At 57.7% G+C, this 20,727-nt stretch carries 20 protein-coding genes and 2 tRNA genes; 9 read left to right on the top strand and 13 right to left on the bottom strand.

Features of this window, described 5'->3' with window-relative positions:
- Positions 1 to 2: 2 nt before the first annotated feature.
- The 11 genes from AC27FC_RS19495 to mltB all read right to left on the bottom strand — a co-directional run bounded on the left by AC27FC_RS19495 (position 3) and on the right by mltB (position 9,818).
- Positions 3 to 76: transfer RNA gene (locus AC27FC_RS19495), tRNA-Arg, on the bottom strand.
- Positions 77 to 80: 4 nt separating this feature from the next.
- Positions 81 to 173 (bottom strand) — tRNA-Ser (locus AC27FC_RS19490).
- A 342-nt stretch (positions 174 to 515) separates the two neighbouring features.
- A complete protein-coding gene (gene csrA, locus AC27FC_RS19485; protein ID WP_000906486.1) occupies positions 516 to 701 on the bottom strand; it encodes a carbon storage regulator CsrA in 186 nt (61 codons plus the stop codon).
- Positions 702 to 942: 241 nt separating this feature from the next.
- Positions 943 to 3,570 (bottom strand): alanine--tRNA ligase, encoded by a 2,628-nt coding sequence (gene alaS / locus AC27FC_RS19480; RefSeq protein WP_112778114.1) that lies wholly within the window; start codon positions 3,568 to 3,570, stop codon positions 943 to 945.
- Positions 3,571 to 3,701: 131 nt separating this feature from the next.
- Positions 3,702 to 4,202, bottom strand: coding sequence for a recombination regulator RecX (recX, locus tag AC27FC_RS19475; RefSeq protein WP_033146366.1), 501 nt, complete (start codon positions 4,200 to 4,202; stop codon positions 3,702 to 3,704).
- A 68-nt stretch (positions 4,203 to 4,270) separates the two neighbouring features.
- Complete coding sequence (gene recA / locus AC27FC_RS19470) at positions 4,271 to 5,329, bottom strand: recombinase RecA (RefSeq protein ID WP_023308943.1); 1,059 nt, start codon at positions 5,327 to 5,329, stop codon at positions 4,271 to 4,273.
- 89 nt (positions 5,330 to 5,418) lie between these two features.
- The gene (pncC, locus tag AC27FC_RS19465; protein ID WP_023308944.1) at positions 5,419 to 5,916 is read right to left on the bottom strand and encodes a nicotinamide-nucleotide amidase; all 498 of its coding nucleotides are present in this window, start codon (positions 5,914 to 5,916) and stop codon (positions 5,419 to 5,421) included.
- 128 nt (positions 5,917 to 6,044) lie between these two features.
- On the bottom strand, positions 6,045 to 6,923 hold the full coding sequence (locus AC27FC_RS19460; RefSeq protein WP_094934785.1) for a metal ABC transporter substrate-binding protein: 879 nt from the start codon (positions 6,921 to 6,923) through the stop codon (positions 6,045 to 6,047).
- A gap of 14 nt (positions 6,924 to 6,937) precedes the next feature.
- Positions 6,938 to 7,798: a metal ABC transporter permease gene (locus AC27FC_RS19455; RefSeq protein WP_112778115.1), complete on the bottom strand. Its 861-nt coding sequence runs from the start codon at positions 7,796 to 7,798 to the stop codon at positions 6,938 to 6,940.
- Positions 7,795 to 8,448 (bottom strand): metal ABC transporter ATP-binding protein, encoded by a 654-nt coding sequence (locus AC27FC_RS19450; protein WP_094934787.1) that lies wholly within the window; start codon positions 8,446 to 8,448, stop codon positions 7,795 to 7,797. Before AC27FC_RS19450 ends, AC27FC_RS19455 begins: the two co-directional genes overlap by 4 nt.
- A gap of 269 nt (positions 8,449 to 8,717) precedes the next feature.
- Positions 8,718 to 9,818: a lytic murein transglycosylase B gene (mltB, locus tag AC27FC_RS19445; RefSeq protein WP_176690106.1), complete on the bottom strand. Its 1,101-nt coding sequence runs from the start codon at positions 9,816 to 9,818 to the stop codon at positions 8,718 to 8,720.
- Between the two features lie 251 nt (positions 9,819 to 10,069).
- Here mltB and srlA point away from each other — a divergent pair, with 251 nt between their 5' ends.
- The 7 genes from srlA to gutQ all read left to right on the top strand — a co-directional run bounded on the left by srlA (position 10,070) and on the right by gutQ (position 14,980).
- Positions 10,070 to 10,633 (top strand): PTS glucitol/sorbitol transporter subunit IIC, encoded by a 564-nt coding sequence (gene srlA, locus AC27FC_RS19440; RefSeq protein ID WP_023333189.1) that lies wholly within the window; start codon positions 10,070 to 10,072, stop codon positions 10,631 to 10,633.
- Positions 10,630 to 11,589: a PTS glucitol/sorbitol transporter subunit IIB gene (gene srlE, locus AC27FC_RS19435; protein ID WP_196355016.1), complete on the top strand. Its 960-nt coding sequence runs from the start codon at positions 10,630 to 10,632 to the stop codon at positions 11,587 to 11,589. Before srlA ends, srlE begins: the two co-directional genes overlap by 4 nt.
- Before the next feature lie 12 nt (positions 11,590 to 11,601).
- Positions 11,602 to 11,964, top strand: a complete 363-nt coding sequence (srlB, locus tag AC27FC_RS19430) for a PTS glucitol/sorbitol transporter subunit IIA (protein WP_023308951.1) — start codon at positions 11,602 to 11,604, stop codon at positions 11,962 to 11,964.
- Between the two features lie 14 nt (positions 11,965 to 11,978).
- A complete protein-coding gene (gene srlD, locus AC27FC_RS19425; protein ID WP_033146371.1) occupies positions 11,979 to 12,758 on the top strand; it encodes a sorbitol-6-phosphate dehydrogenase in 780 nt (259 codons plus the stop codon).
- A 67-nt stretch (positions 12,759 to 12,825) separates the two neighbouring features.
- The gene (gutM, locus tag AC27FC_RS19420) at positions 12,826 to 13,185 is read left to right on the top strand and encodes a transcriptional regulator GutM (protein ID WP_094934789.1); all 360 of its coding nucleotides are present in this window, start codon (positions 12,826 to 12,828) and stop codon (positions 13,183 to 13,185) included.
- A gap of 63 nt (positions 13,186 to 13,248) precedes the next feature.
- Complete coding sequence (srlR, locus tag AC27FC_RS19415; protein ID WP_032660362.1) at positions 13,249 to 14,022, top strand: glucitol operon DNA-binding transcriptional repressor SrlR; 774 nt, start codon at positions 13,249 to 13,251, stop codon at positions 14,020 to 14,022.
- A complete protein-coding gene (gene gutQ, locus AC27FC_RS19410) occupies positions 14,015 to 14,980 on the top strand; it encodes an arabinose-5-phosphate isomerase GutQ (protein WP_094934790.1) in 966 nt (321 codons plus the stop codon). Before srlR ends, gutQ begins: the two co-directional genes overlap by 8 nt.
- Here the strand turns inward: gutQ and norR are convergent.
- Positions 14,977 to 16,491 (bottom strand): nitric oxide reductase transcriptional regulator NorR, encoded by a 1,515-nt coding sequence (gene norR / locus AC27FC_RS19405; protein WP_196355015.1) that lies wholly within the window; start codon positions 16,489 to 16,491, stop codon positions 14,977 to 14,979. The genes gutQ and norR overlap by 4 nt on opposite strands.
- A gap of 186 nt (positions 16,492 to 16,677) precedes the next feature.
- On the opposite strand from norR, the gene norV reads away from it, so the two are divergent.
- Positions 16,678 to 18,123, top strand: a complete 1,446-nt coding sequence (gene norV / locus AC27FC_RS19400; protein WP_196355014.1) for an anaerobic nitric oxide reductase flavorubredoxin — start codon at positions 16,678 to 16,680, stop codon at positions 18,121 to 18,123.
- The gene (gene norW, locus AC27FC_RS19395; protein ID WP_196355013.1) at positions 18,120 to 19,253 is read left to right on the top strand and encodes an NADH:flavorubredoxin reductase NorW; all 1,134 of its coding nucleotides are present in this window, start codon (positions 18,120 to 18,122) and stop codon (positions 19,251 to 19,253) included. Before norV ends, norW begins: the two co-directional genes overlap by 4 nt.
- 450 nt (positions 19,254 to 19,703) lie before the next feature.
- Here the strand turns inward: norW and AC27FC_RS19390 are convergent, their stop codons facing one another.
- The gene (locus tag AC27FC_RS19390) at positions 19,704 to 20,726 is read right to left on the bottom strand and encodes a HoxN/HupN/NixA family nickel/cobalt transporter (protein WP_033146376.1); all 1,023 of its coding nucleotides are present in this window, start codon (positions 20,724 to 20,726) and stop codon (positions 19,704 to 19,706) included.
- Between the last annotated feature and the right edge of the window lies 1 nt (position 20,727).

The raw sequence follows: 20,727 nt of genomic DNA, 5'->3' as shown, positions 1-20,727 counted from the left end.
GGTGCATCCGGGAGGATTCGAACCTCCGACCGCTCGGTTCGTAGCCGAGTACTCTATCCAGCTGAGCTACGGATGCAAAATGGCGGTGAGGCGGGGATTCGAACCCCGGATGCAGCTTTTGACCGCATACTCCCTTAGCAGGGGAGCGCCTTCAGCCTCTCGGCCACCTCACCACACAACGCCTCTTTCGAGTGCTTCGAGTTACTCGTTAAGAGCTTCTCGTCGCTGCGTGGCGCATATATTACTTTCTGGGACTTATAAGTCAAACAATTTTCCAAAAGCTTTTATCGTTTGCACAAATCACACGCAATTCGCATGTAAAAGCCGCAAAGAGGGTGTTTTATAAGCGGATTTTGCAGGCATCTTCACAGAAAACCTTTGCAGAAATAGCGGCGTAAGGGCGAGTTCAGGGTAACGGAGTGGTTAAAAAGAGAGCGTTTGAAATTAAACGGTAACGTTGAGCAGGAAAAATGACAGGAGGGTTGCGTCTCGCCCGACAGCGAGACGCGACAATATCAGTAACTGGACTGCTGGGATTTTTCAGCCTGGATACGCTGGTAGATCTCTTCACGGTGGACAGATACTTCTTTAGGAGCGTTAACACCAATACGTACCTGGTTACCCTTTACCCCTAAAACTGTCACGGTGACCTCATCCCCAATCATGAGGGTCTCACCAACTCGACGAGTCAGAATCAGCATTCTTTGCTCCTTGAAAGATTAAAAGAGTCGGGTCTCTTGTATCCCGGCATTATCCATCATATAACGCCAAAAAGTAAGCGATGACAAACACGTAAAGTGTAAGCAGTCACGGCATCACATTCTGTTAAACGTAAGTTTAGCCGATATACACAAACTCAACCTGACTTTATCGTTATCGATAGCACAGTGAACAAGACGCCATAACGTTACCGCTATGGCGTCTGCTTGTGCTTTGTAGTTATTACAGTTTCGCGCTTACCCAGCTTTCAACGCTGGCCAAAGCTTGCGGAAGTGCCGCTGCATCCGTACCACCGGCTTGCGCCATGTCCGGACGACCGCCACCCTTGCCGCCCACCTGCTGAGCGACCATACCAATCAGTTCCCCTGCTTTAACGCGGTCGGTCACATCCTTAGAGACGCCCGCAATCAGAGAAACCTTACCTTCTGCCACTGTCGCCAGCACGATAACGGTAGAACCAAGCTGGTTCTTGAGATCGTCGACCATAGTACGCAGCATCTTAGGCTCAACGCCCGCCAGATCGCTGACCAGCAGTTTGACGCCCTTAATGTCTACAGCCTTGCTGGAGAGGTTTGCACTCTCCTGCGCCGCAGCCTGCTCTTTCAGCTGCTGCAGCTCTTTTTCCAGCTGACGCGTGCGATCCAGCGCAACGCGCACTTTCTCGCCCAGGTTCTGGCTATCGCCTTTCAGCAGCTGCGCGATGTCGTGCAGCTGATCGCTCTGCGCATGCAGGCTGGCGATTGCGCCTTCACCGGTCACCGCTTCAATACGACGCACGCCTGCCGCCGTACCGGATTCGGAAACAATGCGGAACAGGCCGATGTCACCGGTGCGCGATGCGTGCGTACCGCCGCACAGCTCGGTAGAAAAGTCGCCCATGCTCAGCACGCGAACGCGGTCGTCATATTTCTCGCCAAACAGCGCCATCGCACCTTTTTTCTTCGCGTCCTCGAGCTCCATGATGTGGGTCTCGATTGGCAGGTTACGACGGATCTGCGCGTTCACCAGATCTTCCACCGCGCGGATCTCAGACGGTTTCATCGCTTCAAAATGCGAGAAGTCGAAACGCAGCACTTTGTCGTTAACCAGAGAACCTTTCTGTGCAACGTGGTTACCGAGCACGTCGCGCAGGGCTGCGTGCATCAGGTGGGTTGCAGAGTGGTTCAGACGAATGCGCGCGCGGCGAGCTTCATCCACGTTAGCCTGTACGCCCTCGCCCACTTTCAGAGAACCGGAAACCAGTTTGCCCTGGTGACCAATCGCCTGACCGTATTTCTGGGTGTCGCTGACGCTAAAGCTAAAGCCGTTGCCTTTCAGCTCGCCCTTATCGCCAACCTGACCGCCGGATTCCGCGTAGAACGGCGTTTTGTCCAGAATGACAACCGCATCCTGGCCCGCGCTGATGCTGTCCACGGCTTTACCGTCAACAAACAGGGCGGTCACTTTGCCGGTCAGTTCCAGCGCGTCATAACCTTTGAATTCAGACGCGCTATCAACGCGAATCATCGCGTTGTAGTCCGCACCGAAACCGCTGGACTCACGCGCACGACGACGCTGCTCTTCCATCGCGGCTTCGAAGCCCGCTTCGTCAACTTTGATATTGCGCTCGCGGCAAACGTCCGCCGTCAGGTCAACCGGGAAGCCGTAGGTGTCGTACAGGCGGAAAGCGGTTTCGCCATCCAGCGTGTCGCCCTTAAGTTTCGCCAGCTCTTCGTCCAGCAGCGCCAGGCCGCGCTCAAGCGTACGCGCAAACTGCTCTTCTTCGGTTTTCAGAACCTGCTCTACCTGCGCCTGCTGGCGTTTCAGCTCATCACCGGCAGCACCCATCACGCCAATCAGTGGCCCAACGAGTTTATAGAAGAAGGTGTCCTTCGCGCCCAGCATGTTGCCGTGACGGATGGCACGACGAATGATACGACGCAGCACGTAGCCACGGTTTTCATTCGACGGGATTACGCCGTCGGCAATCAGGAACGCACAGGAACGAATGTGGTCCGCGATAACGCGCAGCGATTTGTTGTTCAGATCGGTCGCGCCGGTAACGTTCGCAACGGCTTTGATCAGGGTGCTGAACAGATCAATTTCGTAGTTGGAGTTAACGTGCTGCAGAACCGCTGCAATACGCTCCAGGCCCATACCGGTATCGACGGAAGGCTTCGGCAGCGGCTCCATCGTACCGTCGGCCTGACGGTTGAACTGCATGAACACGATGTTCCAGATCTCAATGTAGCGATCGCCGTCTTCTTCCGGGCTGCCCGGAGGCCCACCCCAGATGTGGTCGCCGTGATCGTAGAAGATCTCGGTGCACGGACCGCAAGGGCCGGTATCACCCATCTGCCAGAAGTTGTCAGACGCGTATGGCGCGCCTTTGTTATCACCGATGCGAATGATACGCTCGCGCGGGATCCCGACTTCTTTTTCCCAGATTTCGTAGGCTTCGTCATCGGTTTCATAGACGGTAACCCACAGACGCTCTTTTGGCAGGTTGAACCAGTTTTCACCGGTCAGCAGTTCCCACGCATATTGAATAGCATCGTGTTTGAAGTAGTCGCCGAAGCTGAAGTTACCCAGCATTTCGAAGAACGTATGGTGACGCGCGGTGTAACCGACGTTTTCCAGGTCGTTGTGTTTACCGCCCGCACGCACGCAACGCTGTGAGGTTGTGGCGCGGGAATAATTACGCTTGTCGAGACCAAGGAACACATCCTTGAACTGGTTCATCCCGGCGTTGGTAAACAGCAGAGTCGGATCGTTGTTCGGTACCAGGGAGCTGCTGGCAACAACCTGGTGTCCCTTACTATGGAAAAAATCGAGAAACGCCTGACGGATCTCAGCGGTGCTCTTGCTCATAATTATCCTGAAATCAAGCTAACGAAATGTCGTAGCCAGCCTGTATCGGTAAACCGTTGGACAGACCAGCTACTGGAAAAAGTGGGAATAAGATAAGTTTTCTTTAGTGGGAAGTAAAATCCCGCATGCGTTCAATCGGCAAAATTACGCCAGATATCCTGAATATCTTCCATCAGAAAGCCGCGGTAGAGCAAAAAGCGCTGGATTTTAACTTTTTCTGAAAACTCACGCGGCAGCGGTTCGCCGTATTTACGAATCGCCTGTTCTCTGGCCAGCTCGCACCAGTCAGTATCGCATTCGCGCATCGCTTTTTCGATGGACTCCCTGGCCACCCCTTTCTGGTTCAGTTCCTGCCGGATGCGCGCGGGCCCATATCCTTTACGGCCGCGGCTGGCGAGAAACCGTGAGGCAAAACGCTCGTCATCAAGATAACGATGCTCATAGCACCAGGCAATCACGCGGTCATAATCTTCCGCGGTGGCATCAATCTCTTCCGGCCCGTTTTTACTCATCACCGGAGCCGACAGTTTTCGCCGCAGCTCCTGTTCACTGTGGTCACGAACGGCCAGGATGCGCACCGCGCGGTCCAGTAAGCGTGCATACGCGGGTCGACGTGTTGTCGGTTCACTCATAAAAAACCTGCTGATTCAGAAATGCAAAAAGGGCCGCATCAGCAGCCCTTCATTTTTAAACGAAACAATTAAAAGTCTTCGTTAGTTTCTTCAGCATCCGCGGCATCCACCACGAAATCAGGTTTGGAGTCCTGGTTGTTCAGCAGAAGCTCACGCACCTTCTTCTCAATCTCTTTCGCCGCAGCCGGGTTCTCTTTCAGCCAGGAGATCGCGTTCGCTTTACCCTGACCAATCTTGTCACCGTTGTAGCTGTACCAGGCGCCCGCTTTTTCAATCAGCTTCTCTTTCACGCCCAGGTCAACCAGCTCGCCGAGGAAGTTGATCCCTTCGCCGTAGAGGATCTGGAACTCAGCCTGTTTGAACGGCGCGGCGATTTTGTTCTTCACAACCTTCACGCGGGTTTCGCTACCGACCACGTTCTCGCCCTCTTTCACCGCGCCGATACGGCGGATATCCAGACGGACAGAGGCGTAGAATTTCAGTGCGTTACCACCGGTAGTGGTTTCCGGGTTACCGAACATCACACCAATTTTCATACGGATCTGGTTGATGAAGATCAGCAGCGTGTTGGACTGCTTCAGGTTACCCGCCAGCTTACGCATCGCCTGGCTCATCATACGTGCCGCGAGGCCCATATGCGAGTCACCGATTTCACCTTCGATTTCGGCTTTTGGCGTCAGTGCGGCAACGGAGTCGACCACGATAACGTCAACGGCACCAGAACGCGCCAGCGCGTCACAAATTTCCAGCGCCTGCTCACCGGTGTCCGGCTGAGAACACAGCAGGTTGTCGATATCCACGCCCAGCTTGCGGGCATAAACAGGGTCCAGCGCGTGCTCGGCATCGATAAACGCACAGGTTTTACCTTCGCGCTGTGCCGCGGCAATCACCTGCAGCGTCAGGGTGGTTTTACCGGAGGACTCTGGCCCGTAGATTTCTACGATACGGCCCATAGGCAGACCGCCAGCGCCCAGCGCGATATCCAGAGAAAGCGAACCGGTGGAGATGGTTTCCACATCCATGGAACGGTCTTCACCCAGGCGCATGATGGAGCCTTTACCGAATTGCTTTTCGATCTGGCCCAGTGCTGCCGCCAACGCTTTCTGTTTGTTTTCGTCGATAGCCATTATTACTCCTGTCATGCCGGGAGAAGCGACTGTGCTTCACCGTGGATTTCTGTTCTGTTGGTGCAATTATACTGTATGGTCATACAGTATCAAGTGTTTTGTAGAAATTGTTGCCAGAGCGTTTTTAACGCATAAACGGTTGCCTGACGACGCACGCTTTCGCGATCGCCGCTGAAGCACTCCCGGCGGGTGATCCCTTCCCCTTTGGAGGTGGCGAACCCAAACCAGACGGTGCCGACAGGCTTCACGTCGCTGCCGCCGTCCGGGCCTGCAATGCCGCTAATGGAAATGGCGTAATCTGCCCGCGCCTCTTTGAGCGCGCCAATGGCCATCTCGATCACCACCGGTTCGCTGACCGCGCCATGCTGTTCAAGCGTGGATTCACGCACGCCAATCATCTGAGCTTTAGCTTCGTTACTGTAGGTCACAAAACCGCGTTCAAACCAGGCGGAACTGCCGGCAATATCGGTAATCGCTTTCGCCACCCAGCCGCCGGTGCAGGATTCCGCAGTGGTGATTGTCGCGCCACGCTGCTTCAGCGCAAGGCCAACGATCTCGCTAAGCTGCATCAATTCATGGTCAGTCATTCTCGCTCCAGGCATCAGAAAAACGTGCTGCACAAGATAGCACTTTCTCGTCAGATGTGGGGATGGACTTCCGGTTTTACGAGGGGGCTTCAGAAAAAGCCGGTACGGACGCACCGGCGGTGGAAAGGTTATTTCATGCTGTCAGCGAGAGTGTTCACATTGTGGCGAAACGCCTTAATGTAGGTGTCTGCCACCCCACCTTTTGCCGACAGCGCTTCGGGGTAAAGCTCGCCCCCGGGCTGTGCGCCCGTCGCCGACGCAATCTGTTTCACCAGACGCGGATCGAGCTGATTTTCCATAAACCAGGTTTTCACGCCGTCGGCTTTGATCTGATTGATAATCTCAGCGACCTGCGCCGCGCTGGCTTCGCTCTCAGACGACAGCCCCTGCGGCGCCATAAACGTCACGCCGTAAGCGCGGCTGAAATAGCCGAACGCGTCATGGCTGGTCAGCACTTTACGCTTCGCCGGCGGGATCTGGCTAAAGCGCGTTTTGGCCCAGTTATCCAGTTGCGTCAGCTCCGCGATATACGGCTTACCGGTAGCCTCGAGCGCCGCTTTATCTTGCGGATCGGCTTTCACCAGCCCGTTCAGAATATTTTGCGCATAGAGCGCCCCGTTCGCCGCGCTGTTCCACGCATGGGGATCGGTCACAGTCTTTCCATCTTCCTCAAGCGTGTGGGTTTTCACCCCTGTTGAGGCGACAACCAGTTGCCCTTTGAACCCGGAGGCTTTTACCAGACGATCAAGCCAGCCCTCCAGCCCCAGGCCGTTCACCACCACCACATCAGCCTTGCTCAGGGCCGCGCTGTCTTTCGGCGACGGTTCAAAGGTATGCGGATCGCCGTCCGGCCCGACCAGCGTCGTCACGTTCACATGGTCACCGCCTACCTCCTGCGTGATATCCCCCAGAATCGAAAAGCTGGTCACCACATTCAGCGTTTTCGCCATCACGCCGTGCGACATCATCCCCAGCGCGAGCGCCACTACAAATCCTGTACGTTTCATCGTTTCCCCTTGCGTTAAAAATACGCCCGCAGGCTGCCAGCGAGCCTGCTTCGCGTGCCCAGTAAAATGGAAATAAAGAACAGCGCGCTGGCGGTGAGCACGATGGACGGCCCGGCCGGCAGACTCATCGACCAGGAGAGGCTCAGCCCCAGCCATGCGCAGAAGATACCGCTGATACCCGCCATCAGGAGTAAGGCAGGTAACGTGCGCACCCAGCAGCGGGCTGCCACGGCCGGAAGCATCATCAGCCCGACGGCCATCAGCGTGCCGAGCACCTGAAAACCGGCCACCAGGTTAAGCACCAGCAGCGCAAGAAACAGTCCGTGCAGCAACCCAGGCAGCCAGCGGGCGTTCACCTGCAGCCAGGCGGTATCAAACGCTTCTGTCACCAGCCCGCGATAAAAGAGCGCCAGCGTGATAAGGGTGAACATACACACGCCCGTGACGAACAGCGCGGCGTCGTTGTCCACGGCGAGGATGGAACCAAACAGCAGATGCAGCAGATCGACATTCGACCCGCGAAGCGACACCAGCGTGACCCCCAGCGCCAGCGAGCCGAGATAAAACCCGGCAAAGCTGGCATCTTCTTTCAGCGGCGTGCGTCGACTGACCAGACCGGCCAGCAGCGCCACGGTAATTCCCGCGATAAAACCGCCAATACTCATCGCCAGCAGAGACATACCGCTGAGCAAATACCCCACGGCGACACCCGGCAAAATGGCGTGAGAAAGGGCGTCGCCCATCAGGCTCATCCGACGCAGCTGAAGAAACACGCCGAGCGCGGTGGTGCTGACCGAGAGCGCCAGGCAAACCACCAGCGCGCGACGCATAAAGCCGTACTCAATAAACGGCTGAAAAAAGAGATGCCAGATCATGCCACCCTCACCCGCTCGGTTTTCCACTGGGGAACGTCCGCATCCAGCCGCAGCGTCTGCGGAAAATGGCGCGACACGCGCTCGCTGTCGTGCAGTACCGCGAGCAGCGTTTGCCCCTTCATATACATCTCCAGCATCAGATCCATCAGCACGCTGCAGGTAGCTTCATCGACTCCGGTAAAGGGTTCATCCAGCATCACCAGCGGCGCCTGCTGCACCAGGACGCGGGCAAACAGCATGCGCTGAAACTGACCGCCGGAGAGTTCATCGATGGTGGATAACGCCATGGACTCAAGCCCGACGCGCTCAAGCGCGCTGGCAATGCGCAACCGCGTTTCGCGACGAAACCCGGAAAAAAGCGACATGCCCGGCCAGCAGCCCATGCTTACCACGTCCTGTACGGTCAGCGGAAACTGCGCCTCCAGCGCGTGACGCTGTGCCAGCCAGCCGATTACCGGGCGCTTCCCCTGCCAACGGAAGCCGCCGCTGACGGGAGGAATAAATCCCGCCAGCGTTTTCAGCAGCGTGGATTTCCCGCAGCCGTTAGCGCCGATAATGGCGGTCATGCTGCCGCGCTCAATCGTGCCCGAGAGGGGCCGCGTAACGGGCTGACGTTCATATCCCGCGACCAGTTCATTCATCACAATCATGGCAATGCCACCGCCCAGCGCACGGCCAGCCCGATAAAGGCAACAAGCACCAGCGCCAGCAAAAGCCGAGCCAGAGAAGACAGAGAAAAAAGGGACGTTGACATTCTGACACCACGTTAAATGTTATAACATAACAATAATGAAAGGCGGTGAAGATGTAAATGGCGGGTTTGAAAAGGGAGTGTGGCGAAATGTTTCTGCAGGAAATAGGTGCGCGCGGGTGCCCTCACCCCAGCCCTCTCCCACAGGGAGAGGGGGAATAAGATGACTTACTGACTAAACGGAGACGCTGCCGGCACGCGGGCCTGCGATACCGCCAGCCCCAGCTGCCATACGGCCATCGCATAGTGAGTGCTGTGGTTATAACGGGTGATGGTGTAGAAGTTCGGCATGCCGTACCAGTACTGATAACCGGTTCCCACATCCAGACGCAACAGACTTACCTGATCGACATTGCCCAACGGCTGAGTCGGTGTTAAGCCCGCCGCCGTCAGCTGCGCAACGCTGTATTTGGTTTTGAAGCCGTTTTCCAGCCCCGGCGCCTGACCGTTCGCCTGCACCGCCACCTGGCCGCCCGGCGTCCAGCCGTGCGCTTTGAAGTAGTTCGCCACGCTGCCGATGGCATCTACCGGATCCCACAGGTTGATATGACCGTCCCCGTTAAAGTCGACGGCATATTGCTTATAGGAGGACGGCATAAACTGGCCGTAGCCCATCGCGCCGGCAAACGACCCTTTCAGATCGAGCGGATCGTCCTGCTCGCTGCGCGCCATCAGCAGGAAGGTTTCCAGCTCGGAAGAGAAATACTCCGCGCGGCGCGGATAGTTAAAGGAGAGCGTCGCCAGCGCGTCCAGGATGCGGGTTTTACCCATCACGCGGCCCCAGCGGGTTTCTACGCCGATAATCCCGACGATGATTTCAGGCGGTACGCCGTAGACCTGCCACGCGCGGTTGAGCGCATCTTCATACTGATTCCAGAACACCACGCCGTTTTGCACGTTGTCCGGGGTAATAAACTGTTTGCGGTAGCGCAGCCACGCGCCGTTCGGCCCGCTCGGCACCTGGGCGGTTGGAGCCTGCCTGTCCATCAGGCGCAGCACGTAGTCCAGTCGCCTGGCCTGAGACAAAATTTCGTGCAGCTGCTGTCTGTCAAAGCCGTGCTTGCTCACCATTTTATCGATGAACTGCTCGGCCGCCGGGTTATTCGCGAAGTCGCCGCCCATCTGCATCATATTGTGCTGCGGCTCCAGCAGGAATCCTCCGGAAGGCGCGCCCGCCGTTTGCTGAACGGCTTCGGTCTTAGGTTTGCTACTACAGGCAGACAGCAGAATAAGCGCAGGCAACAGCGCTGCATAACGACGCTTGAACATGAGACATCCATTTAACGGGTTCGATAAGAACCCAGTATGGTAAAGCATTCGCAACACCTCAAGGAAGCGGTACGCGCCTCCCCCACGCAAATCCGCCCTTTTTTCCACCGAAATCATTGACCCCATCAATAAACTTTCAAAATAATCCATTTTTCTTTCATTGTGAGATCTAACTAACACTTTAAAACCTTTCAAAGTGATTATTATTAGCCCCGCAACACAAAAACAAAAAAGCCTCACAGGAGAGAAGAATGATAGAAACCATCACCCACGGCGCCGAGTGGTTCATCGGGCTGTTTCAGAAAGGCGGAGAAGTGTTCACCGGCATGGTGACCGGGATCCTGCCCCTGCTGATCAGCCTGCTGGTGATCATGAACGCGCTGATTAACTTTATCGGCCAGCAGCGCATCGAACGCTTCGCCCAGCGCTGTGCCGGTAATCCGCTGTCCCGCTACCTGGTACTGCCGTTCATCGGCACCTTCGTGTTCTGCAACCCGATGACCTTAAGCCTCGGCCGCTTCATGCCGGAAAAGTACAAGCCGAGCTACTACGCCGCCGCCTCCTACAGCTGCCATTCGATGAACGGCCTGTTCCCGCACATTAACCCCGGCGAGCTGTTTGTCTATCTCGGGATCGCCAGCGGTCTCACCACCCTTGGCCTGCCGCTCGGCCCGCTGGCGGTGAGCTACCTGCTGGTTGGCCTGGTCACCAACTTCTTCCGCGGTTGGGTGACCGACCTCACCACCGCCATTTTTGAGAAAAAAATGGGCATCCAGCTTGAACAGAAAGTCCATCTTTCAGGAGCCACAGCATGAACCGGATCCGCATTGAGAAAGGCACGGGCGGCTGGGGCGGCCCGCTGGAGTTCGACGCCACCGAAGGCAAAAAGATCGTCTACATCACCGCAGGCACGCGCCCGGCGATCGTCGACAGGCTGCGCGAGCTAACCGGCTGGGAAGCGGTCGACGGCTTCAAGGAGGGCGAGCCGCCGGAAGCGGAAATCGGCGTGGCGGTGATCGACTGCGGCGGCACGCTGCGCTGCGGTATCTATCCGAAGCGCCGCATTCCGACAGTGAATATTCACTCCACCGGAAAATCCGGCCCGCTGGCGCAGTACATCATTGAGGACATTTATGTCTCAGGCGTGAAGGAGGACAACATCACTCTGGTGAATGGCACTGCCGCGCCGCAAAAAGCGGCCCCGCGCGAGTACGACACCAGCAAGAAAATCACCGAGCAGAGCGACGGCCTGCTGGCGAAGGTCGGGATGGGCATGGGGTCCGCCGTAGCGGTGCTGTTCCAGTCAGGGCGCGACACCATCGACACGGTGCTGAAAACCATCCTGCCGTTTATGGCATTCGTTTCGGCGCTGATCGGCATCATCATGGCGTCCGGCCTGGGCGACTGGATTGCCCACGGCCTCGCCCCGCTCGCCAGCCACCCGCTCGGGCTGGTGACGCTGGCGCTGATCTGCTCCTTCCCGCTGCTGTCGCCGTTCCTCGGCCCGGGCGCGGTGATTGCCCAGGTCATCGGCGTGCTGATTGGCGTGCAGATTGGTCTGGGGAACATTCCCCCGCACCTCGCCCTGCCCGCCCTGTTCGCCATTAACGCCCAGGCGGCGTGCGATTTCATCCCCGTAGGGCTGTCGCTGGCGGAAGCACGCCAGGACACCGTGCGCGTGGGCGTGCCGTCCGTGCTGGTGAGCCGCTTCCTGACGGGCGCGCCGACGGTGCTGATTGCCTGGTTTGTCTCCGGCTTTATTTATCAATAAGAGGTTCCTGCGATGACCGTGATTTACCAGACCACCATTACCCGCATCGGCCAGAGCGCGGCTGACGCGCTGAGCGACCAGATGCTGATCACCTTCCGCGAAGGCGCCCCGGCGGATATCGAAGAGTTTTGCTTTATCCACTGTCACGGCGAGCTGAAGGGCGAGCTGAAGGCCGGGAGCCAGCTGGAGCTGGGCGAGGCGCGCTATGCCGTGACCGCCGTCGGCGACGTGGCCGAGCAAAACCTGCGCGAGCTGGGCCACATCACCCTGCGTTTCGACGGCCAGCCGCAGGCCGAATATCCCGGCACGGTTCACGTGGCGGGCCCGGTTCCGCAGGCTGTCACCCCAGGCTGCACGTTAAAATTTGTTGCGTAATTAAGGAGAAACACATGAGTCAGGTTGCCGTTGTCATTGGTGGAGGACAAACCTTAGGCGAGTTCCTCTGCCGTGGGCTTGCCGCAGAGGGCTACCGCGTGGCGGTAGTGGACATTCAGAGTGAAAAAGCCGCCCGCGTGGCGGACACCATTAACACCGAGTTTGGTGAAGGGATGGCGTACGGGTTTGGCGCCGACGCCACCAGCGAACAGAGCGTGATGGCGCTGGCCCGCGGCGTGGACGAGATTTTTGGGCGTACCGACCTGCTGGTCTACAGCGCGGGGATTGCGAAAGCGGCCTTTATCAGCGATTTCGAGCTGGGGGACTTTGACCGCTCGCTGCAGGTGAATCTGGTGGGCTATTTCCTCTGCGCCCGCGAGTTTTCCCGTCTGATGATCCGCGACGGCGTTCAGGGGCGCATCATTCAGATCAACTCCAAATCAGGGAAAGTGGGCAGCAAGCATAACTCCGGCTACAGCGCGGCGAAGTTTGGCGGCGTGGGGCTGACGCAGTCTCTGGCGCTGGATCTGGCCGAGTACGGCATTACCGTGCACTCGCTGATGCTGGGCAATCTGCTGAAATCGCCGATGTTCCAGTCCCTGCTGCCGCAGTACGCCACCAAGCTCGGCATCAAGGCTGAGGAAGTGGAGCAGTACTACATCGATAAAGTGCCGCTGAAGCGCGGGTGCGATTATCAGGACGTGCTGAACATGCTGCTGTTTTACGCCAGCCCGAAAGCCTCGTACTGCACCGGGCAGTCGATTAACGTCACCGGCGGGCAGGTGATGTTCTGATCGAGCGGCCTGATGCCCTCACCCTAACCCTCTCCCACCGGGAGAGGGAACAAAACAAGGAGCCGATATGGTCACCGCACTCATCACCGTCGCCGCCCTCGCCTGGATTTGCCAGATGGCGTTTGGCGGCTGGCAGATCCACCAGTTTAACCGCGCGTTTGACGCGCTGTGTCAGAAAGGTCGCGTCGGGGTCGGGCGTTCCGGTGGACGCTTCAAACCGCGCGTGGTCGTCGCCGTTGCGCTGGATGAAAACAATCACGTTTGCGATTCCCTCATCATGCGCGGCATGACCGTCTTTGCCCGACCGATGAAAATCCAGGCAATCAACGGCATTTCGCTGCAGGAATTACGGCCTGATGTGATCTTTCCCCATGATCCACTCTGTCAGAATGCACTATCATTAGCGCTTAATCTGAAACATGGATAATTTCGTTGTGAAAGCTATAGACTTGCGAAATTATCATTTCGCAACCTAAGGAACGAAGCGCCTATGAAACCTCGTCAGCGGCAGGCGGCCATTCTCGAGCATCTGCAAAAGCAGGGAAAATGCTCGGTAGAGGATCTGGCCCACTACTTTGACACCACCGGCACGACAATACGCAAGGACCTGGTATTGCTCGAAAACTCTGGTGCCGTCATTCGAACCTACGGCGGCGTGGTGCTCAATAAGGACGAAGCGGACCCGCCTATCGACCACAAAACGCTGATCAATACCCACCAGAAAGCGCTGATTGCCGAAGCCGCCGTCAAATTTATCCACGATGGCGATTCCATCATTCTGGATGCAGGCAGCACAGTCCTGCAGATGATCCCGCTGCTCAGCCGCTTTAACAACATCACGGTGATGACCAACAGCCTGCACATCGTCAACGCCCTGTCAGAGTTCGACAGCGAGCAGACCATCCTGATGCCCGGCGGCACCTTCCGCAAAAAATCGGCGTCGTTTCACGGCCAGCTGGCGGAGAATGCCTTCGAGCACTTCAGCTTTGATAAACTCTTTATGGGCACCGACGGCATCGACCTGAACGCCGGCGTTACGACGTTCAACGAGGTGTTCAGCGTCAGTAAAGCCATGTGCAACGCCGCGCGGGAAGTGATTTTGATGGCAGACTCGTCGAAATTTGGCCGCAAAAGCCCCAACATTGTCTGTAGCCTTGAAAGCGTTGATAAGCTGATTACCGACGCGGGTATCGATCCGGCGTTCAAGAAAGCGCTGGAAGAGAAAGGAATCGACGTGATCGTAACCGGAGAGAGAGATGAGTGATTTTCTGTTAGAAACGGGCCGCCAGACGCTGATGCTGGAACTGCAGGAAGCCAGCCGCCTGCCGGAACGTCTGGGCGAGGATTTCGTCCGCGCGGCCAACACCATTATCCACTGCGAAGGCAAAGTGATCGTGGCGGGCATCGGTAAATCCGGCCATATCGGCAAAAAGATTGCCGCGACGCTCGCCAGCACCGGCACCCCAGCGTTCTTCGTGCATCCGGCAGAGGCGCTGCACGGCGATCTGGGGATGATTGAAAGCCGCGACGTGATGCTGTTTATCTCCTACTCCGGTTCGGCCAAAGAGCTGGATCTGATTATTCCGCGCCTGCAGGAAAAATCGGTCGCCCTGCTGGCGATGACCGGAAAATCCCGCTCGCCGCTGGCGCTGGCCGCCAAGGCGACGCTGGATATTTCCGTTGAGCGTGAAGCCTGTCCGATGCACCTCGCCCCGACCTCCAGCACCGTTAACACCCTAATGATGGGCGACGCGCTGGCAATGGCGGTGATGCAGGCGCGCGGCTTTAACGAAGAAGATTTCGCCCGTTCGCATCCGGCGGGCGCGCTCGGCGCACGCCTGCTCAACAAGGTTCACCACCTGATGCGCACCGACGATGCCATTCCGCAGGTCAAACTCGATACCAGCGTCATGGACGCGATGCTGGAGCTCAGCCGCACCGGCCTTGGGCTGGTTGCGGTGTGCGATGACGGCGGGAGCGTTAAGGGCGTGTTCACCGATGGCGACCTGCGCCGCTGGCTGGTGGGCGGCGGCAGGCTGGAAACCAAAGTGTCGGACGCCATGACCAAAGGCGGGCTGACGCTGAACGCCGAGAGCCGCGCCATTGAAGCCAAAGAGATGCTGATGAAGCGCAAAATTACCGCCGCACCGGTGGTGGATGACGCCGGCAGGCTGTGCGGCGCCATCAACCTGCAGGATTTCTATCAGGCCGGGATTATCTAACCCTTCAGTCCCAGACGCTTCGCCAGCCTGTGCAGGTTGGCGACGTCCATCTCCAGCGCCCGCGCGCACGCCGCCCAGCTGCGGTTATTCTGCTCCAGCGCGCGGGTAATCATCTGACGCTGAAATGTCTCCGTGGCTTCACGCAGATTTTCATTCGCTATCTCGGGTACTGCCTGGGCGACAGCCGGTGCGGTTTCATCCTGCAGCGCAAAATGACGCGCGTGGAGCACCACTTCATCACCCGAACGCGTCGCCCGCGCCAGCACCACCGCGCGGTGAATCGCATGCTCCAGCTCGCGCACGTTGCCCGGCCAGCCGTAGCTCAGCAGATGCGACCTCGCACCCGGGCTCAGCACCACGCGGGAAAGCCCCATCCTGAGACGGCACTGCTCGCAGAAAAAGCCCGCCAGCAGCACCACGTCGTCACCGCGCTCGCGCAGCGGCGGCACGGTAAGCGGGAACACGCTCAGGCGATGGAACAGGTCGGCGCGGAACTGCCCTGCCAGTACCGCTTCACGCAGGTCACGGTTGGTGGCCGCCAGCACGCGAACGTCCACTCTGTGGCTGCGGTCATCCCCCACGCGCTGGATGTCGCCGTACTGCAGCACGCGCAGCAGCTTGGCCTGCAGCGACAGGGTGAGCTCGCCGATTTCATCCAGAAACAGCGTGCCGTTATCGGCCATTTCGAACTTGCCGCTGCGGTTGCTGATGGCTCCGGTAAACGCCCCTTTTACGTGACCAAACAGCTCACTTTCCGCCACGCTTTCCGGCAGCGCGGCGCAGTTGAGGTACACCAGCGGGTTCACCGCGCGCGGCGACGCTTCGTGAATGGACTTCGCCACCAGCTCCTTGCCGGTGCCGGTTTCCCCGAAGATCAGCACGTTCAAATCTGAGGCGGCGACAATCTCAATCTCTTTTTTGAGCTGCGCCATGCCCGGAGAGAGGCCGATCATCTCCGTGTGCGTCACCTGCTCAAACGCCGCCGGGCTGCCGGGAAGAATGTTCTGGCTCTCCAGCTGTTCAATCAGCAGGGCATTGTTCAGCGCCCCGGCGGCCAGGGCGGCAATCAGGCGCAGCTCTTCGTCGCTAAAGGTGTCGAACTGGTCCGGCGACAGGCCGTCGAGGGTCAGTGCGCCAATCAGATTTTGTCCGGCAAACAGCGGCAGGCCGATACAGGCGTGCACCTTCAGGCTCTCCTGTCCGGGAATCAACCCGTCGTACGGGTCGGGCAAGTCGCTGTCCGCCGGGAAGCGCACCACGTCACCCGCGCGGGCGATGGTTTCCAGACGCGGATGGCCCTCTAGGGTAAAACGCCGTCCGAGCACGTCCTTCGCCAGCCCGTCGATAGCCAGCGGAATAAACTGCCGCCCCTCGTAGCGCAGCAGCGCGGACGCATCGCACGCCAGCACGTGGCGCAGCGTGGAGATCAGCCGTTGAAAGCGGTCCTGATGGCCGATACCGGTCTGCAGCTCAATGGCGATCTTCGCCAGCACGTCTACGGAAAAGCTCATAGTGACCTCGCTGTCATTTTGACAATTCATATTGTCATATTGACACTGATTTTGATAGTCATAATGACTACCCACTACGGATCATAAAAATATTAATTAAGTTAAATCAATAAATTAAAAACTGGCACGCAACTTGATATAGGCAAACCATCTTATTTGAAAATGCTGTATTACGTAGAGGTTGCTATGTCTATTCTGGTTAAAAATAACATTCATTGGGTGGGTCAACGTGACTGGGAAGTGCGCGATTTCCACGGGACGGAATACAAAACGCTGCGCGGCAGCAGCTACAACAGCTATCTCATCCGCGAAGAAAAAAACGTGCTGATCGATACCGTCGATCACAAGTTCAGCCGCGAGTTCGTGCAGAACCTGCGCAGTGAAATCGACCTGGACGCCATCGACTACATCATCATCAACCACGCGGAAGAGGACCACGCCGGCGCGCTGACCGAGCTGATGTCCTACATTCCGAACACGCCGATCTACTGCACCACCAACGCCATCGACTCGATCAACGGCCACCACCACCATCCGGAGTGGAACTTCCGCACCGTAAAAACCGGCGACGCGCTGGATATCGGCAACGGCAAGCAGCTGATCTTCGTAGAAACCCCGATGCTGCACTGGCCGGACAGCATGATGACCTACATGACCGGCGACGCGGTGCTGTTCAGCAACGACGCCTTCGGCCAGCACTACTGCGACGAGCGCCTGTTCAACGACGAAGTGGACCAGACCGAGCTGTTCGAGCAGTGCCAGCGCTACTACGCCAACATCCTGACGCCGTTCAGCCGCCTGGTGACGCCGAAAATCACCGAGATCCTCGGCTTTAACCTGCCGGTGGATATGATTGCCACCTCCCACGGCGTGGTGTGGCGTGAAAATCCCACCCAGATTGTGGAGCTGTACCTGAAATGGGCGGCGGACTATCAGGAAGACCGCATCACTATTTTCTACGACACCATGTCCAACAACACCCGCATGATGGCGAACGCCATTGCCCAGGGCATCAACGAAGTGGACCCCAACGTGGCGGTGAAAATCTTCAACGTGGCGCGCAGCGATAAGAACGAGGTATTGACCAACGTCTTTCGCTCTAAGGGCGTGCTGGTGGGTACCTCCACCATGAACAACGTGATGATGCCGAAAATTGCCGGTCTGGTAGAAGAGATGACCGGCCTGCGTTTTCGCAACAAGCGCGCCAGCGCCTTTGGCTCCCACGGCTGGAGCGGCGGCGCGGTAGACCGTCTCTCCACCCGTTTACAGGATGCGGGCTTTGAAATGTCCCTCAGCCTGAAGGCGAAATGGCGCCCAGATATCGACGCCCTGGAGGTCTGCCGCCAGCACGGCCGCGACATTGCCCGCCAGTGGGCGCTCGCCCCCCTTCCGCAAGCGGCACAACCATCCGAACAGCAGGAAACCTGCGCCTGCGCCGCCGAGGCAGCCGCCGATCCCGGACCGCGCATGCAGTGCAGCGTCTGCCAGTGGATTTACGATCCTGAACTGGGCGAGCCGCTGCAGGACGTTGCGCCAGGTACACCCTGGAGTGACGTGCCGGACAATTTCCTCTGCCCGGAATGTTCCCTCGGGAAAGACGTCTTTGACGAACTGGGTACGGAGGCAAAATGAGCAACGGGATCGTCATCATCGGCTCGGGCTTTGCCGCCCGCCAGCTGGTGAAAAATATCCGCAAGCAGGACGCCAGCGTGCCGCTGACGGTGATCGCCGCCGACAGCATGGACGAGTACAACAAGCCCGATCTGAGCCACGTCATTAGCCAGAATCAGCGCGCCGAGGACCTCACCCGCCAGACGGCGGGGGAGTTCGCGGAACAGTTTAACCTGCGTCTGTTTCCCTACACCTGGGTCACCGACATCGACGCCGCCGCCCACGTGGTAAAAGCAAAAGAGAAAACCTGGCAGTACGACAAACTGGTGCTGGCCACGGGTGCCTCTGCGTTTGTGCCGCCGGTTGAGGGCCGCGAGCTGACGATCACCCTCAACAGCCAGCAGGAGTATCAGGCCAGCGAAACGGCGCTTCGCGACGCGCAGCGGGTAATGATTGTTGGTGGCGGGCTGATAGGCACCGAGCTGGCGATGGATTTCTGCCGGGCGGGTAAATCCGTGACTCTGGTCGACCATGCGGCGAGCATTCTGTCGTCGCTGATGCCGGCAGAAGTAAGCAGTCGCTTACAGCATCGCCTGACCGACATGGGGGTGCATCTGCTGTTGAAATCGCAGCTGCAAAGCCTGAGCAAAACCGAAGGCGGCATTCGTGCCACGCTCGACCGCAGCCGCAGCGTTGAGGTGGATGTGGTAATCGCTGCAACGGGCCTGCGCCCGGAAACCGCGCTGGCGCATCGCGCAGGCGCCGAAATACAGCGTGGCGTGAAGGTAAATAGCTACCTGCAAACCACGCAACCTGATATTTACGCGTTAGGTGACTGCGCTGAAATTAACGGTCATGTGCTGCCATTTTTACAGCCAATTCAATTAAGTGCGATGTATCTGGCGAAAAACCTGCTCGGCGGCAACGCGCCACTGAAATTACCCGCCATGCTGATTAAAGTCAAAACGCCGGAATTACCGCTGCATCTTGCCGGTGAAACGCAGCGTCAGGATCTGAACTGGCAAATTACCCTCGAACCGCAGGGAATGGTCGCGCGCGGCGCGGATAACGAGGGTCAGATTCGCGCTTTTGTGGTTAGTGAAGACCGGATGAAGGAGGCTTTCGCACTGCTGAAACTGTTACCTGCTTAACCCTCGTTTTGCCGGGTAGCGCTTCGTTTACCCGGCCAACAGCAAGTCTACGCTGTCTTAATCTTTGGATTTTATTATTCACCGCCCCGATATTCCGGGGCTTTTTTTTACGTATTCTATTCATCAAATAAATGCAAAGTAGATATATCATCGCTATCAATCCCTTATTTATTATTTTCGTAAATACTTTAATCTGAAACAGATTAAAAACATCATCCAGCTTTATTATTGTCAGCCGACTCAGTCTGAAAATACATCATCAGCAGGAGGCGAATCATGGCGAATTTTTATAAATAACTCAATTATCTTTCTCGTTATTTCACACAAGCGAAGAATGCGGAATATATTTATTCCGCAAAAGTTCTACATTTTCAGCATCTTTTTTATCGGTATGCCGCTATGCGCCAGCCATTGAGGAAGTCGCGGAGGTTGCGCCGTGCAGGAGCCAGTTCAGGAACGTACCACCAGCGCGTCGTAGCCGCGCCAGCGGTAGTTGACCATGGAGATCAGCCAGCAGGCGACAAACAGCCCAACCACCACAAACCCGGCGTTGCCCAGATTGTCGTTTACCGTGCCAATCAGATCCCACACGCCGCCGCTGAGGGCAAATTTGTCCATCAGCAGACCCAGCGCTTCCAGCCCGCCGATAAACAGCGCCACCACCACGGAGGTGCCGGTGATGGTCATGTTGTAGTAGAGCTTGCGCTGCGGCTTGTTGAACGCCCAACCGTAGGCACCGACCATCAACAGGTTATCGAGAGTATCCACCAGCGCCATGCCGCTGGCGAAGAGCGCCGGGAAGACCATGATTGACCACACCGACATCCCGCTTGACGCGCTGGCGGCAGAGATCCCCAGCACGCCAATCTCGGTGGCCGTGTCAAAGCCGAGGCCAAACAGGAAACCGACCAGGTACATCTGCCAGCTTTTATTCACCAGGCGGAAGGTTTTGCCAAACAGCCAGTTCATGACGCCGCCCTGGGCAGGGAGCGTGATGTCGCCCTGCACGGGCCTGCCCTGTTTCAGCGCCTGAAAACTGCGCCAGACGCCGCGCAGGATCACCATGTTCACCAGCGCCATCGCCAGCAGGAAGGTGGCGGAAACGGCGGTGCCAATCAGGCTGCCGGTTTCGTGGAACCATTCCATGTTTTTCTGAAACGCCGTCGCGGTCGCGGCGATAGCAATAGAGGCCAGCACCACGATGGTGGAGTGCCCCAGCGAGAACCACGCCCCCACGCCGGAAGGACGTTTGCCCTGCTGCATCATCTTACGCGTCACGGTATCAATCGCCGCGATGTGGTCAGCGTCCACCGCGTGACGCAGCCCGTAGCACCACGCCAGCAGGCTGGCGGCCATCAGCGCCGTGCTGCCGCTAAAAGCGTGCCATGCCCATCCCCAGGCCAGCAGGTTTGCCATTACCAGAGCCAGCAGCAGAAGCGCGGCGCGAGGTTCATTGTGTAAGAGTCGTAACATT

Source organism: Enterobacter sp. C3_dUdeg (assembly GCF_057536195.1).
Note: the sequence above shows the minus strand (reverse complement) of the source record. Positions and strands in the feature narration are given on the sequence as shown.

Coding starts and splice junctions, on each gene's coding strand:
- csrA (WP_000906486.1), bottom strand. CDS start 701: ATGCTGATTCTGACTCGTCGAGTTGGTGAGACCCTCATGATTGGGGAT.
- alaS (WP_112778114.1), bottom strand. CDS start 3,570: ATGAGCAAGAGCACCGCTGAGATCCGTCAGGCGTTTCTCGATTTTTTC.
- recX (WP_033146366.1), bottom strand. CDS start 4,202: ATGAGTGAACCGACAACACGTCGACCCGCGTATGCACGCTTACTGGAC.
- recA (WP_023308943.1), bottom strand. CDS start 5,329: ATGGCTATCGACGAAAACAAACAGAAAGCGTTGGCGGCAGCACTGGGC.
- pncC (WP_023308944.1), bottom strand. CDS start 5,916: ATGACTGACCATGAATTGATGCAGCTTAGCGAGATCGTTGGCCTTGCG.
- AC27FC_RS19460 (WP_094934785.1), bottom strand. CDS start 6,923: ATGAAACGTACAGGATTTGTAGTGGCGCTCGCGCTGGGGATGATGTCG.
- AC27FC_RS19455 (WP_112778115.1), bottom strand. CDS start 7,798: ATGATCTGGCATCTCTTTTTTCAGCCGTTTATTGAGTACGGCTTTATG.
- AC27FC_RS19450 (WP_094934787.1), bottom strand. CDS start 8,448: ATGATTGTGATGAATGAACTGGTCGCGGGATATGAACGTCAGCCCGTT.
- mltB (WP_176690106.1), bottom strand. CDS start 9,818: ATGTTCAAGCGTCGTTATGCAGCGCTGTTGCCTGCGCTTATTCTGCTG.
- srlA (WP_023333189.1), top strand. CDS start 10,070: ATGATAGAAACCATCACCCACGGCGCCGAGTGGTTCATCGGGCTGTTT.
- srlE (WP_196355016.1), top strand. CDS start 10,630: ATGAACCGGATCCGCATTGAGAAAGGCACGGGCGGCTGGGGCGGCCCG.
- srlB (WP_023308951.1), top strand. CDS start 11,602: ATGACCGTGATTTACCAGACCACCATTACCCGCATCGGCCAGAGCGCG.
- srlD (WP_033146371.1), top strand. CDS start 11,979: ATGAGTCAGGTTGCCGTTGTCATTGGTGGAGGACAAACCTTAGGCGAG.
- gutM (WP_094934789.1), top strand. CDS start 12,826: ATGGTCACCGCACTCATCACCGTCGCCGCCCTCGCCTGGATTTGCCAG.
- srlR (WP_032660362.1), top strand. CDS start 13,249: ATGAAACCTCGTCAGCGGCAGGCGGCCATTCTCGAGCATCTGCAAAAG.
- gutQ (WP_094934790.1), top strand. CDS start 14,015: ATGAGTGATTTTCTGTTAGAAACGGGCCGCCAGACGCTGATGCTGGAA.
- norR (WP_196355015.1), bottom strand. CDS start 16,491: ATGAGCTTTTCCGTAGACGTGCTGGCGAAGATCGCCATTGAGCTGCAG.
- norV (WP_196355014.1), top strand. CDS start 16,678: ATGTCTATTCTGGTTAAAAATAACATTCATTGGGTGGGTCAACGTGAC.
- norW (WP_196355013.1), top strand. CDS start 18,120: ATGAGCAACGGGATCGTCATCATCGGCTCGGGCTTTGCCGCCCGCCAG.
- AC27FC_RS19390 (WP_033146376.1), bottom strand. CDS start 20,726: ATGTTACGACTCTTACACAATGAACCTCGCGCCGCGCTTCTGCTGCTG.